The 13099-nt window shown below is 56.5% G+C and carries 13 protein-coding genes; 5 read left to right on the forward strand and 8 right to left on the reverse strand.

All coding sequences use genetic code 11. The features are described from left to right. Window positions 1-14: 14 nt before the first annotated feature. From HY298_18945 to HY298_18965, 5 genes are all read right to left on the reverse strand, one after another. Window positions 15-776: a DUF1559 domain-containing protein gene (locus HY298_18945; protein MBI3852338.1), complete on the reverse strand. Its 762-nt coding sequence runs from the start codon at window positions 774-776 to the stop codon at window positions 15-17. A 101-nt stretch (window positions 777-877) separates the two neighbouring features. Next, entirely contained in the window at window positions 878-1252 is a 375-nt protein-coding gene (locus HY298_18950) for a hypothetical protein (GenBank protein ID MBI3852339.1), read from the reverse strand. 12 nt (window positions 1253-1264) lie between these two features. Further along, window positions 1265-2050 (reverse strand): prepilin-type N-terminal cleavage/methylation domain-containing protein, encoded by a 786-nt coding sequence (locus tag HY298_18955; protein MBI3852340.1) that lies wholly within the window; start codon window positions 2048-2050, stop codon window positions 1265-1267. Window positions 2051-2062: 12 nt separating this feature from the next. Continuing rightward, complete coding sequence (locus HY298_18960) at window positions 2063-2440, reverse strand: hypothetical protein (GenBank protein MBI3852341.1); 378 nt, start codon at window positions 2438-2440, stop codon at window positions 2063-2065. 24 nt (window positions 2441-2464) lie between these two features. Beyond that, on the reverse strand, window positions 2465-3283 hold the full coding sequence (locus HY298_18965) for a type II secretion system protein (protein ID MBI3852342.1): 819 nt from the start codon (window positions 3281-3283) through the stop codon (window positions 2465-2467). 299 nt (window positions 3284-3582) lie between these two features. On the opposite strand from HY298_18965, the gene HY298_18970 reads away from it, so the two are divergent. From HY298_18970 to HY298_18985, 4 genes are all read left to right on the forward strand, one after another. Next, on the forward strand, window positions 3583-4905 hold the full coding sequence (locus HY298_18970; protein MBI3852343.1) for an MFS transporter: 1323 nt from the start codon (window positions 3583-3585) through the stop codon (window positions 4903-4905). 118 nt (window positions 4906-5023) lie between these two features. Next, a complete protein-coding gene (locus HY298_18975; protein ID MBI3852344.1) occupies window positions 5024-5233 on the forward strand; it encodes a hypothetical protein in 210 nt (69 codons plus the stop codon). Beyond that, on the forward strand, window positions 5227-5550 hold the full coding sequence (locus HY298_18980; protein ID MBI3852345.1) for a type II toxin-antitoxin system PemK/MazF family toxin: 324 nt from the start codon (window positions 5227-5229) through the stop codon (window positions 5548-5550). The genes HY298_18975 and HY298_18980 overlap by 7 nt, the downstream gene beginning before the upstream one ends. Window positions 5551-5721: 171 nt before the next feature. Then, window positions 5722-7353 carry an RNA polymerase sigma factor gene (locus tag HY298_18985; GenBank protein ID MBI3852346.1) on the forward strand — a complete coding sequence of 544 codons (1632 nt, stop codon included), beginning with the start codon at window positions 5722-5724 and terminating at the stop codon, window positions 7351-7353. A 423-nt stretch (window positions 7354-7776) separates the two neighbouring features. On the opposite strand, the gene HY298_18990 is transcribed toward HY298_18985, so the two are convergent. The 3 genes from HY298_18990 to HY298_19000 all read right to left on the reverse strand — a co-directional run bounded on the left by HY298_18990 (window position 7777) and on the right by HY298_19000 (window position 10138). Then, window positions 7777-8094 carry a hypothetical protein gene (locus HY298_18990; GenBank protein ID MBI3852347.1) on the reverse strand — a complete coding sequence of 106 codons (318 nt, stop codon included), beginning with the start codon at window positions 8092-8094 and terminating at the stop codon, window positions 7777-7779. A 1-nt stretch (window position 8095) separates the two neighbouring features. After that, window positions 8096-8968 (reverse strand): sugar phosphate isomerase/epimerase, encoded by an 873-nt coding sequence (locus HY298_18995; GenBank protein ID MBI3852348.1) that lies wholly within the window; start codon window positions 8966-8968, stop codon window positions 8096-8098. Between the two features lie 450 nt (window positions 8969-9418). Beyond that, on the reverse strand, window positions 9419-10138 hold the full coding sequence (locus HY298_19000; protein ID MBI3852349.1) for a lipoate--protein ligase family protein: 720 nt from the start codon (window positions 10136-10138) through the stop codon (window positions 9419-9421). Between the two features lie 169 nt (window positions 10139-10307). On the opposite strand from HY298_19000, the gene aceE reads away from it, so the two are divergent. Continuing rightward, complete coding sequence (gene aceE, locus HY298_19005) at window positions 10308-12998, forward strand: pyruvate dehydrogenase (acetyl-transferring), homodimeric type (GenBank protein MBI3852350.1); 2691 nt, start codon at window positions 10308-10310, stop codon at window positions 12996-12998. Window positions 12999-13099: the final 101 nt, after the last annotated feature.

Consider the following 13099-nt stretch of genomic DNA (forward strand, 5'->3'; position numbering starts at 1 on the left):
TGTAATACCTGATCCTACGGTGCCCGGCCGTTGACGGTACCCGGATTGCAAAAAAGCCGGTTCTTGGTGGGAATGTTGACCTCCTGGTAAAACTTGACGGTTTTCAAATACTCAATATGACCATCCACCACACCAACAGAGGTGCCGACGGAATGGAGCTTGGTGATGCCTTCAGTGGGATAGCTCGATCCATCGTTCCAATCGTCGGCGATGGTTTCCAACGCCTGCCAGAGAATGATCGCGTCGGCACGGAATTGTCCGGCTTTGTAGGATTTCCCGCCGATCTGGCCGTAGCCGCACACGGCGCCGTTCATCAAGTAGCTGCTCAACTTCTGCGCGCGGTTCCGGTAACTGGGAATGGCATTGGTCCTCTCGGATGGGCATTTGTAGATGCCGATGCTTTTGTTGTAGTCCCAGAGCAGGCCACCTTGGTAGGCCAGTTGGAGATCAGTTTTGTAGGGCGCGACCGCCGGGTTGGGCACGCTGCCTTTCGAGGCGTCGTAGAGCCAGCCTTTCGCTATCCAAGGCGAGTTCCAATTCGGTTCCGGCAGGAAATCTTGAAAATCGGAGACGTAAAGATGCGTGGCGAGGATGATCTGTTTGACGTTGTTTTGGCATTGCGCCCGCTGAGCCTTTTCCTTGGCCCTGGCCAACGCCGGCAATAACAGTCCGGCCAGGATGGCAATGATGGCGATGACCACCAGCAACTCGATCAAAGTGAATGCATTGTTCCTCGCAGGCTTGCGTTGATCGAATCTATCACATCTGTTTTTCATTGATAATAATTGGCCTGACGTTTTCACCAACCGGGTTGTGCGCCAAATCTATCGCTTCACATGACCGCGGTCAATAGTCAGCCTAAGATGACGAGTCGCACTCAATGAGGTTGCGTCAGCCGAATCATCTGAATGACTCGCTGCGCGTTGGTGTCGCCGCGCAGTGACGCCTCGGCCAATTGGTGTTGCAGAGTGAACATGGAATTGCGCGCCGCCATCGCCTGCTCGTACGTGAGGTCTTGCCGGTACTGGACGGTTTGTAAAACGACATAAGCCTTTTCGTAATCTCTGGTTTTGAGAGCGCTCGCAATCGCTCCCGCGCTTTGCTTCGGCTCGGCATCGGCGGTGGCAAAGGCTTGCTCAATCTGCGTTGCCGCTTGGGCCGGCGTTTCGACTCTAACGGTGTCCTGGTTGCCGCAACCGACAATGGTGAGCAGCGCTGCGGGCCAGATGATCAATCGCGTGTAGTCCTGCATAGCGGAAGGGCGTTAATTCCCAATCCCATACTTATTGGCCGGATTGCACCAAAGTCGTCCCGGCTTGACGCCTGCCTTGAGATTGCTGCGTGTTCCCGGAAGTCCAGCTTCTTTGTAGTAGTCTTTATACTTGATGAAGTCCACGCTCCCGCCGAAGAGACCGACGGTGGCCCCTTTGTTGTGGCGCTCGCTGATACCCTCGTCCGGAAAACTGGAAGCGTCGTTGAAGAAGAATGGGTCCCGCTCATCCGTTTCCCACAACACAATGCAATGCGGCTTGAACTGTGTGTTCTTGAAAGACCGCCCCACACCGCCCGCCGCGGAACCCTCGGAATAACCGGATACCGCGCCGTTCATCACGTAACTGGTCACGTCGCAGTAACCGTTTAGCACGCGGGCGCGGAACAGCACCGTGTTGGTGCGATCCAGCGGGCACATGTAGAGCCGCCGCTCCTTGAGATAAGGCCACAGAAGTCCTTCATCCAGACGATAGGCGGATTCTCCGGGGACGGCGCGATAATTGTAACACCAACCTTTGGTGCCGTTGCCCCAGTTGGGATAGGGCATGTAATCCTGGCTGTCCGTGACGTACATGATCATGGCCAGGAGCAGTTGCTTCTGGCCGTTGGTGCATTGGGCGCGAATGCCTCTTTCCTTCGCCTTCGCTAAAGCCGGCAGGAGTAAGCCCGCCAGAATGGCGATGATGGCAATGACCACGAGCAGCTCAATCAAGGTGAAGCCACCTTGTTCGGCCGTTGCGCGCGATGGCTCCTGTTGCGTAATGACTTTCGTGCTCAAGCTTTGCTCCCGTTAATTCTCTCCGTGCACACGCTCCATCAAATCCGACATGGCTTTGTAAAGCTGCGGGCTGTCGAGTTTCGGGTTTTGCTGAACTGCCTGCCGGGTTTGAACGATGAGAGCGTCCACGGCCTTTTTTTGCGCCTCGTCGATGGGCTGCGTCTGAACCACCCGGTCCATGGTGATGATTGCCTGCGTGTAGTTGCTCGCCTGGAAAGCCGTACTCGCCTCAACGACTTGTTGCTTCAAGGATGCGTCGGCCTTTTCAAAACTCTTTTGGAGTTGTTCGGCGGTGGCCTGCGCCGTCTGATGCTTGCTGCAGCCGCCCAACGCCAGCGCCACAACCATCACCGCCAGCAACCATCTGGATAGTTGAATCAGCGTTGCCATTAAATGCCGTTCCCACGTTCAAACCTAAAAATCCGATTGATAGGTTTGGCCATCCTCGCGGCCATTGGGAGGATGAGGATTATCCGGCTTCAAACCAAAATCGCCAGTCCGGAGCCGCAGATATTTCCTGTACTCGGCGTGACCATCAATAAATACCAGGTTGCCTCCCTGACTATGCGCGTTAGAGAGATTTTCCCGGTAAGTTTTGGAAACAAAGGATTCATGTGTGTCGTGGCTGGCCCACATTTGCCATTCTTGGTAGGTGGTCGGACTGCGCCCGTCAAACGCCGCATCTGATCGGTCATTCGGCTCGGGCTGGTTCCACAACTGGTTGGCGAGTGACCAAGCCTCTTGCATGAGGATGATCGTCGCCGGTCGTGGAACTGCGGACAGCGGCCGTCCCAACGGGACACTATTAACCGACAAACCGGTGCTGCTGTAAATTGTCGGGGCGTAGCCTTTCGACGGGTTGGGTTTCAGCGACGGACAGTTGTAAACCGCAGGCGAGATGAAACCGGGCTTGGTTCCGAGATATGGTATCAGCAGGTTCAACGCGTTTGGTGGCGCAAACGGATTGTTGAAGTCACCCACTGGATGTCGCTTGGTCGGAAGCTTCTTGGTGTCCTGCTCATACATATGCAGGGCAATACCGACCTGGCGCATGTTGCTCAGGCACGCGATGCGTCGGCCCTTTTCCTTGGCCCTGGCAAGCGTTGGCAGGAGCAGCCCCGCCAAAATCGCGATGATGGCGATGACGACCAACAGTTCGATCAGGGTGAAGCCGCGACGGCCCAGCGGCGGCAACAATCGCGGAAATGGATTTCTCGCAAATGATTTTTTCATAACGGGCGTTGAGCCAAAATAGACAGAATCGCGGCGCTGTCAATCTGATTGGGCGGGCAAATTGCGTTTGAGGGGCTGCACTGCAATGCGGACGAAAAACGGCTGTGAAAGTCGTTGGGGTTGACGCTCCGCTATTTGCCCGGCAATCTCCCGCGCGTGCCACCATTTTTGAACTGCTGTTTTGATTTTCGTTTCACGAAGTGCCTGCGATTAACGCCATCCGCTGGCGACCAGGGATCGCTTCCATTTGTCTCCCCTGTAGCAATCTACCGCCATGAAAGGAGAGTTGGAGGAAGCTAATGAGCAAAGAATCAAAAGGCGCCTGGTTCGCGTTGTGGGTTTTGTTCGGCATCAACGCGATGAATTTTTACGACCGGCAGATCCTTGCCGCCGTCACTGAACCGATCCGCAAAGAGTGGGCGCTGAGCGATACCACGATGGGCACGCTGGGCACGGCCTTCACGCTGATTTACGCAGCGGTCGGCGTCCCGCTCGGTCGGCTGTCCGATTCGTGGAGCCGCAGCAAACTTCTCAGCATGGGCGTGGCGGTCTGGAGCGTGCTCACCGCGGCGTCCGGTCTCGCGTGGAATTTCGCGTCGCTCTTCGTGAGCCGGCTCGGCGTCGGTGTCGGCGAAGCCAGTTGCGCGCCCGCTGCCAACTCTCTGATCGGGGATTTGTATCCGCCGCGCAAACGCGCCGTCGCGCTCTCCATTTTCATGCTGGGGCTGCCGATCGGGCTGTTTCTGAGTTATCGCCTCAGCGGCATGCTGGCGCACGCGTACGGCTGGCGGGCCGCCTTCTTTTTCGCCTGCGTGCCAGGTTTGCTCCTGGCGGTTTTGGCGCTGAGAATCCCCGAACCGCATCGCGGCGCCTCGGAAGAACACCCGTCCGCCGGCCGACAACGGGCCGGTTCGCCTTACTGGGTTGTGCTCGGCATTCCGACCATCATGTGGATCATTGTTTCCGGCGCCTTGCACAATTTCAACATGTACGCCGTCAATTCGTTTCTGACTGCGTTTCTCAGCCGCTACCACCTGATGGGACTTAAAGAAGCCAACAACGCTTCCTCCATCGTGCTCGGTCTGGTGGGGATCATTGGGTTGCTGGGTGGCGGGTGGGCGGCGGACCGGTTGAATCGAGTGCGCGCGGATGGGCGACTGCTGTTGTCCTCCATCACGATGCTCCTCGCGGCGCCATGCATTTACTTTGCCTTGGAACAACCACCGGGCGCCATTGTCCGGTTCATGTTGTTGATGGGCACGGGGTCGATGTTGATGTTCATTTATTATTCGTGCGTCTATGCGGCCATTCAGGATGTGATCGAGCCGGCCCTGCGCGGCACGGCGATGGCGCTCTATTTTTTTGCGATGTATGTTCTGGGCGCAAGCATGGGACCATTGCTCACCGGAATGTTGAGCGATCATTTCGCAAAAAAAGCCATGGCCGCTGCCGGTGCGACCGCGATGGCCGAACCCTTCAAAGCCGCCGGTCTGCACAGCGCAATGTATGTGATCCCGCTCCTCTGCGCGCTACTGGCTGCCGTGCTCTTCGCCGCGTCGCGCACTGTCTCCGCGGACATGGAGAAATTGCGCAAATGGCTTCGGGAACAGGCGGCCGGCTAAGATGAAGATTGCGATTAAGAATCCAAACACGCCGCCGATCGACGGATCGTCATCTTAATCGTTCTTAATCTTGATCTGGCGCGTTGACTAAGCCGCGCATGTCGGGAAATATACTCCCATGAAAGCGACAGCACTCGAACTGCCTTTGCATCGATGGCCGTACGGTTTAGAAGTCCAATCCACACGCAACGGCTTGGTGTTGCGCCCGCGCCGCAAAGCCCGCGCGAATTGGGCCAAGGCTTTCCGCCGTCCGCTCCGTTCGACAGATGATCTTGCTTCAATCCGCGAGTTGACGAATGAGTTTGACCGCAAGGATTGGGAATGGTGATCGAACGGTTCAGCATTTTCCTCGTCAAACTCGACCCGGCCACCGGCGCGGAAACGGCCAAGACACGTCCCTGCGTCATTGTTTCCCCCGATGAATTGAACCGCGCCGTTGCCACGGTCATCATCGCACCCATGACCACGGTCTGTCGCGGTTGGCCGACGCGGGTCGCGATCAAGTTTCAGGGCAAGACCGGAGAGATTGCTCTCGATCAGATTCGGGCCGTGGATAAATCCCGGCTCGTGAAACGTCTGGGCAAATTGGATTCGGAAACCAAAAACGCGGTCTTGGATACCCTCGGCGAGCTATTCGCGCTGTAACCGGAGCGCTGGCCTCCAACCTGGCATCAATCTTGTCTTTCCCTGTCCGGTTTGAGCGGCGGCGGGTACTATTCTGTAGAATGACTCGGATTAAGATGAAGATTATGATTAAGAAACCAGATAACCGGTCATAATCTTAATCGTTCTCTTAATCTTAATCTGGCTCTACGAATGAACAGTCAGACCGACCAACAGCTTTTGCGCGATTACACCGGACGCCGCTCGGAAGCGGCGTTTGCCGAACTGGTGAGACGGCACGTTGACTTCGTCTATTCCGCTGCGTTGCGAATGGTTCACGACGCGCACCTCGCCGAGGACGTGTCGCAAGGCGTGTTCGTGGCGCTGTCGCAGAACGCCCGGCAACTCACGGATCATCCCGTCTTGTCCGGCTGGCTGCATCGCACGACGCAGAACCTCGCAACCAAAGCCGTCCGCACCGACGTGCGCCGTCGCGCCCGCGAACAGGAGGCCGCCACCATGAACGAATTGCTTTCCACCGAACCCGACGTTACTTGGGAACACATCGCCCCGCATCTCGACGAGGCGCTGGGCGAGTTGAACGAGGGCGACCGCGACGCGCTGATGCTGCGCTACTTTGAACGCAAGTCCGCGCGGGAGATGGCGCAAACGCTCGGCACGAGCGAAGACGCCGCGCAAAAGCGCGTCAGCCGCGCCGTGGAACGCCTGCGCGAATTCTTCGCCAAACGCGGCCTCACCGTCGGCGCGAGCGGACTCGTCGTGGTGATCACCGCCAACGCCGTTCAAGCTGCGCCCGTTGGACTCGCCGCCACAATTGCAACGGCTGCCGCCCTTGCCGGAGCAACCATCGCCACCACCGCAACTGCAACCGCAACCAAGGCCATCATTATGACTACACTGCAAAACACTTTTATCACAGTCGCTCTCACCGCCGCCGTCGGTGTGGGAATCTACGAAGCCCGCCAAGCTTCAACCCTGCGGACCCAAGTTCAAACACTTGAACAACAACAAGCCCCGCTCGCCGAACAACCGGCCAACCTCTATTTGCTTTTGGAAAACACAGCGATTGTTTCCAATGCAGTTTTCGAGAAGGAGCTTTTTGTTCCAGACGTTCCGCCGGCAGCGCGCAAACAGACATTCTCGTTCAAGTTTGAAGGCAATAATTATGTCTTGAGTGTCGATGGCATCGACGGAGGGAGATTCGGCGACATTTACTGGCAAAGACAAGGCGGAAGTCTCACCATTTATGATCCGCAGTGGAACAAGCCAGAGGGCGGGAGTGGCGGCTTGGTGCAAACGGAGAGGGTCACGAGAATGACTGTTGATATCGTTCTCAATTGGGGCATTACGGAAATGATACCGGGCAGTGCTGTTCGGGAGAAAGGCGACAACCACTTTTCTGCAACGACGGCTGACGGAAAGAAAATATTTTTGGACATTCAGGAAGAAAACAGCCTTCCTGTGATCGCTGCCATCCGAACCGGAGATACGGGCAAGATTCTTGTCAACGTGAGGTATAAATACGCGCCACATTTTTGCGAGGGCAAGCTGCCGATTGAGTTCACTCGATATTGGGGAGATTCCGGGAACGAAAAAATGAAGATCTTCACGGTGCGGATGCGCGCACTTGAGTTGTCAAAACGACATCTTCCAAAGGAATCGTTAGATCCATTTCAAGTTGCGACGGCATCCACTGCAAAATATTTCTATTCCAACAACCTCGCATACCGGATCGGAAAAAACGGGAAGGTAAACCGAGTTTTGACGCTTGAAGAAAACAACCAAGACCTCGAAAGATTGCGGGCAAACCAGCCAACGAAATGATTGTTGCGGACGCGCGAGACAAGAGCATCCTTCGGATAATGAGATCGCCTTTGAGATAAAGCTGGTCCGGCAGAATGCTGCTGAAAGAACAGGTGTTTATCTTTTTCGGCACATTGGGGGATGAATGGAAGCTAGTGATTGAACTCACGCTGCAAGAAAACAAGCTGCAGTTCAACACATTTACGCGGCCAGCCTCGTTTCAGACGGACAAATAATGAGAGGCGTACTCTTGAGTCGAATTATCGCGACCCTACCGCTAGGTTCCAAATTCGTGCGCAACTCATCACCCGGATGCTGGCCACGTCGCTCCACTGGCCGATTTGTTCGTCGTTGAAAACGGGAGATGGCTTTGTATTTCCAGATGGAACTGGCGCCGGCAGCGGGCAGTTGGGTGGAGTTTCGTGTGGAGCGCTTTGTTTGGGATTAGAACAATACTTCGAGCGACAACAGCAACACATCTGCATTTGGAGCTGATCCATCGAGGTCAAACGAGACGTGCGCCTCAAGGTCAGCCTTTCCGCGACCTCGCCGCTCAGTCCATACCCACCGGTTATCGACGAGCTGAGGGGTTGGACCGTCCTGGAATGGCTGACATTCGTAGAGGGCTTGCGCCTTATCGTTGGCCAACCGCAATGCCAGTAACTTGGCCCGCTCAGGACTTAAGCTGGCGGCTTTGTGTGGAACAGTCGCGGCACAACCCATGATCAGTATGAGCAACGGAAGAAAAACAAGTATTTTCATACTAACACTTTCCCCATCGCCGCATCACTGCGAGCGTTTTCTCCACGCTCACCAGCGGCGGGTAGGCGTCGCTTTCGTATTCGATGATGTACCACTCCACCCCGGCGACCGTCTCGCAAAGGCGGAAAATTTCCTTCCACGGCAGTTCGTCGTCTTTGTCGCCGATCAGCGCGTTGGGTTTGGTCTTCGAGAAAGGCTTTACGTGGACGCTCGCGACGCGGCCCGGTTTCCGTTTCAAGAATTTGACGGGATCGCCGCCCTGGGCCACGCCGTTGCCGGTGTCGAATTGAATGACGACCTCCTTCTTCGCGCGGTTGAAGAATGTGTCCCACGGCAGTTCGCCGTCGAGCGCTTTGAATTCGATGCTGTGGTTGTGGTAGCCCACTCTCATGCCGTGCGGCTTCACTTTGTCGGATACTTCGCTGAAGATGTCGGCAGCCTTCTCCCAATCCTGCTTGGTCTTGCGGTATTTCTCGGGCAGCCCCGGCACGATGAGGAACGGGTTGCCGAGCGTGTGATTGAACTCGATGGTCTTCGGCAGGTTGTCGTCGAGCAATGTTTCGAGGCCGATGTGCGTGCCGCAGCATTTGAGGCCGGTGTCATCGAGCAATTTGCGCAGCGCCTTGGCATCGCGCCCGTGGTAACCGGCGAACTCCACAGCCTTGTAACCCATTTTCGCGACGGCCGCGACGGTGCCATCCAGGTCTTTGGCGCACTCGTTGCGCACTGAATAAAGTTGGAGACCGAAGGGAATCTTGTTTCCACCGTACTCTCCCGCGGCGAAAAGATTCGCAGGAGTTGCAGCGGCGAGCGCAGCGGTGGCGGTGGCGCTGGTTTTGAGAAAGTCACGGCGAGAGATTGATCGTGTTTTCATGATGATCGAAAGAACTATCAGGTTGCAGCCGGTTAAGGAAGAGCGAATTTTCAACTCATATCAATTGGCTGTGATTGTCGGCAAAACCACTCAAGCACCCCTCCCCCTTTCTCTCTCCCCCTCCGACGGGGAGAGAATTCCCTGAACTTCGCACGCGCCTTGTGCCGCTGAACCGAAGGGAATGCGGGTGGTCGCGTCGGCGTTTGGAGTGCGGCGACTTGTCGCCGCTTTGGGAAGGTGCCGACTCCACAGCGGGTGTGTCTTCCCCACACGCCCCGTGCAACAGCGGCGACAAGTCGCCGCACTCCAAACGCTTCGCGCGTATCCGACGGCTTGGAAAGCAACGAGGTTTATGGGTATGGCGGCCGAAGGCCGGGTGAGGATCTGGTGTTTCATTCGACGGATCTTTACCCGCGATTGGTATTATGCGGGGCGCGTCGGTGCCCTCCCTCAAAACTTAAAGTTCCATTCATCCGTGGAGTATTTCTGTTGCATCAGGTTGGCAATTTTGTCAGAGGGAATGTTTTCGAGTGGTTCGGTTGCGCACCAAATTCTTCGCAACGCAGACTTCACTGCATCGGGCGAGACGTGCAGATTGATCAAGAAATCGGCGTGCGTGCGGTTCTGTCGATAGTCGGGCTGTTTGGACGGCATCGCCAGGAATTTCTCCACGAGCGGAATGTCGAACTGAAGCAGAAACGTTCCGTGAAACAGGAGACACTGGCGCTTCCGCCGCTGTGAGTTGCCGGAGAATTTCCGCTTGCCGATGGCTAGGTCGGTTGTGCCGAGAAGTTCAATCGCTTGGCCGGTCAATTTGGAGAGCGCTTCGCGATGACGTTGCAGAATGAAGCGATTCGTTTCGGTGATGCTGTGCAACGGGCCGGCCTCCTGAATTTTCAGAATCAAGCTGTAGTTCAGACAACCTGGCCCTTGCAGAACCGTGCCGCCGCCGCTGCATCGTCTGAGCACTGGAACGTTGAGCGCGCGGCAAGCTGCCAGATTGACCTCGCTCGCAACCTTGTTGGCGTATCCGACGACGACGAATGGATTCTGTGGCTCCCAGAAGCGCAGAATTTCTTCCTCGTGTCCTTCCTCGCACCAATCCAGTAACGCCTCATCGCACGCGAGGTTCTCCGGCGGCGTCGGCAACGTGAGATCGACGTATTTCATTGTGCAACGGGCGAGCCAATCGGTATGGTGCCGCGCGGTTTTAGAGGCGCGCCGAACCAGCCGTCGCCCCGGACGACACGTTTAACAAAATAATTCTGACAGCGGACGGCAACAAAACGCGAGCAACAAAGTGAAAGTTCAGGAACAATCCAAAAAAGCGCACGCGACCGTGAATGCCAGCGGCGTTTCTTCGGCGCGGGAAAATCCCAAGAGCAAGGCCACGGAAAAGTGGTTGGCCGCACTGGAGCAATTGCTGGAAGCCGCCTTGAAGAACCAGGATTCGGCGGAAGCGACGTTGTTTTTCGACAAGCTGGTGGGGCGATTACGCGAGTCGGGCATTGAAGTTCCTCAACCGGTCAGCACGCCGTACCTCAACACCATTCCCGCCGACAAGCAACCGGCTTATCCCGGCGATTGGCAGACGGAAGTGCGGATCAAGAGTTACATCCGCTGGAACGCGATGGCGATGGTCGTCAACGCGAATCGTTTGCACAACGGTCTGGGCGGGCACATCTCCACTTACGCGTCCTGCGCCACGCTTTACGAAGTCGGGTTTAACCATTTTTTCCGCGCGCCCACGGCTGATTTTCCCGGCGACATGATTTATTTCCAAGGTCACGCGTCGCCAGGAATTTATGGGCGTGCGTTTTTGGAACGACGTTTGGACGAACGTCATCTCCACAATTTTCGCCAGGAGCTGGCCGAGGGCGGCGGGCTTTCGTCTTATCCACATCCGTATCTGATGCCCGACTTCTGGCAGTTCCCGACCGTCTCGATGGGGCTTGGTCCGATTCTTTCCATTTACCAGGCGCGGTTCAATCGCTACCTCCGGGCGCGTGGTCTCGGCAAGAGCGCAGAGCCGAAAGTCTGGTGTTTTGTCGGCGACGGCGAATCGGACGAACCGGAAACGCTCGGTTCGCTCACGCTGGCGTCGCGCGAAAATCTCGACAACCTCGTCTGGGTCATCAACTGCAACTTGCAGCGGCTCGACGGCCCGGTGCGCGGCAACGGTAAAATCATTCAGGAACTGGAGTCGGCTTTTCGCGGCGCCGGATGGAATGTCATCAAAGTAATCTGGGGTTCGAACTGGGACGAGTTGCTGGCGGCCGACAAATCCGGCCTGCTCCTCAAACGCATGGAGGAAGCCGTCGATGGCGACTATCAGAAGTATTCCGTCGAGCCGGGAAGTTACACGCGCAAACATTTCTTCGGCAAGTACCCCGAACTGCTCAAGCTGGTCAACCACCTTACCGACGAGCAGATCACCAAACTGCTGCGCGGCGGACATGATACGCGGAAGGTCTATGCAGCTTACAAGGCGGCGATGGAGCACAAGGGCGCACCGACCGTCATCCTGGCGAAGACAATCAAAGGCTACGGCCTCGGGGAAGCGGGCGAAGGCCGCAACATCACGCATCAGCAAAAGAAATTAAACGAAAAGGAACTGCGCGAGTTCCGCGCCCGCTTCGGCATTCCCATCGCCGACGAGGAAGTGGTGGACACGCCGTTCTATCGCCCGCCGCTCAACAGCGCGGAGACAAAGTACCTGCTCGAAGCGCGAAAGAAGTTGGGCGGTTTTTTACCCCAGCGCAAGGTCAGTGCGCCGCCGTTGCACGTTCCCAAACTCGATTATTGCGCCGAGTTGTTGAAAGGCTCCGGGAAGATGGCGGCGTCCACAACGATGGCGTTTGTCCGGCTGCTGAGCATGTTTCTGCGGCACAAAGCGATTGGCAAAAACATTGTGCCCATCATTCCCGATGAGGCGCGGACGTTCGGTCTCGACGCGCTCTTTCGCGAGATCGGCATCTACTCCACCAAGGGTCAGCTCTACGATCCGGTGGACAGCCAATCGCTGCTCTACTACCACGAAACCAAGGACGGCCAGATCCTCGAAGAAGGAATAACCGAAGCGGGGTCGATGGCCTCCTTCACTGCCGCCGGCACCGCGTACGCGAGTCATGGGATCAACATGATTCCGTTTTACATTTACTACTCGATGTTCGGTTTCCAGCGCATCGGCGACTTGATGTGGCTGGCCGGCGACATCAAAGCCAAAGGATTTTTGCTGGCGGCCACGGCCGGGCGCACATCACTCAACGGTGAGGGATTGCAACATCAGGACGGCCACAGTCTCATCCTGACCAGCGCCATTCCCAACCTGCTGACCTACGATCCGGCGTTCGCGTACGAGCTGGCGGTGATCATTTCCGATGGCATGAAGCGCATGTATGAGCAAGGCGAGGATGTTTTTTATTACCTCGCGCTCTACAACGACAACTACCTGATGCCGCCGATGCCGGAAGGTGTGGAGCAGGGGATTCTCAAAGGACTTTACAAATACAAGACTGGTCCGGCGCACAAGAAACACAAAGCCCACATCTTCGGCAGCGGCCCCATCCTCAACGAAGCCCTGCGCGCCCGCGACATCCTGGCGGAGAAATACAATGTGTCCGCCGATGTCTGGAGCGCGACCAGTTACAAACTCCTGCGCAACGACGCGCTGCGAACGCAACGTTGGAACATGCTCAACCCCACCGCGACACCGAGAAATTCTTACGTGGAAACCGTGCTCGAAAAAGAAAACGGCGTCTTCGTGGCGGTGTCTGACAACATGAAAATTGTGCCCGACCAGATCGCGCCGTGGGTGCCGGGCGGTTTGACGACCTTGGGCACGGACGGTTTTGGCCGCAGCGACACGCGGGAGAATTTGCGACGCTTCTTTGAAGTTGATGCGGAAATGACCGTCATCGCCACGCTTCACGCGCTGGCTGAAAGAGGCGATGTGGAAAAACAGATCGTCGCGAAGGCAATGAAGGATTTGGATGTCTCCCCGGACAAGGCGCATCCGGTGATTGTTTAATTGAAACCGTTCGCCCTTGTTGCGCCGTGGTAAGGCGAAGGCAGACGCAAACGGACTTCATCCAGCGGCACTCTGAGACGGAGATGATTTTGAGCGCTCAC

The organism is Verrucomicrobiota bacterium (assembly GCA_016200005.1).
Classification (GTDB): domain Bacteria; phylum Verrucomicrobiota; class Verrucomicrobiia; order Limisphaerales; family PALSA-1396; genus PALSA-1396.

Bases quoted from the DNA above. Each gene is read 5' to 3' on its own strand.
- HY298_18945 (MBI3852338.1), bottom strand. From the start codon at position 776: ATGAAAAACAGATGTGATAGATTCGATCAACGCAAGCCTGCGAGGAAC.
- HY298_18950 (MBI3852339.1), bottom strand. From the start codon at position 1,252: ATGCAGGACTACACGCGATTGATCATCTGGCCCGCAGCGCTGCTCACC.
- HY298_18960 (MBI3852341.1), bottom strand. From the start codon at position 2,440: ATGGCAACGCTGATTCAACTATCCAGATGGTTGCTGGCGGTGATGGTT.
- HY298_18965 (MBI3852342.1), bottom strand. From the start codon at position 3,283: ATGAAAAAATCATTTGCGAGAAATCCATTTCCGCGATTGTTGCCGCCG.
- HY298_18970 (MBI3852343.1), top strand. From the start codon at position 3,583: ATGAGCAAAGAATCAAAAGGCGCCTGGTTCGCGTTGTGGGTTTTGTTC.
- HY298_18975 (MBI3852344.1), top strand. From the start codon at position 5,024: ATGAAAGCGACAGCACTCGAACTGCCTTTGCATCGATGGCCGTACGGT.
- HY298_18980 (MBI3852345.1), top strand. From the start codon at position 5,227: ATGGTGATCGAACGGTTCAGCATTTTCCTCGTCAAACTCGACCCGGCC.
- HY298_18985 (MBI3852346.1), top strand. From the start codon at position 5,722: ATGAACAGTCAGACCGACCAACAGCTTTTGCGCGATTACACCGGACGC.
- HY298_18990 (MBI3852347.1), bottom strand. From the start codon at position 8,094: ATGAAAATACTTGTTTTTCTTCCGTTGCTCATACTGATCATGGGTTGT.
- HY298_18995 (MBI3852348.1), bottom strand. From the start codon at position 8,968: ATGAAAACACGATCAATCTCTCGCCGTGACTTTCTCAAAACCAGCGCC.
- HY298_19000 (MBI3852349.1), bottom strand. From the start codon at position 10,138: ATGAAATACGTCGATCTCACGTTGCCGACGCCGCCGGAGAACCTCGCG.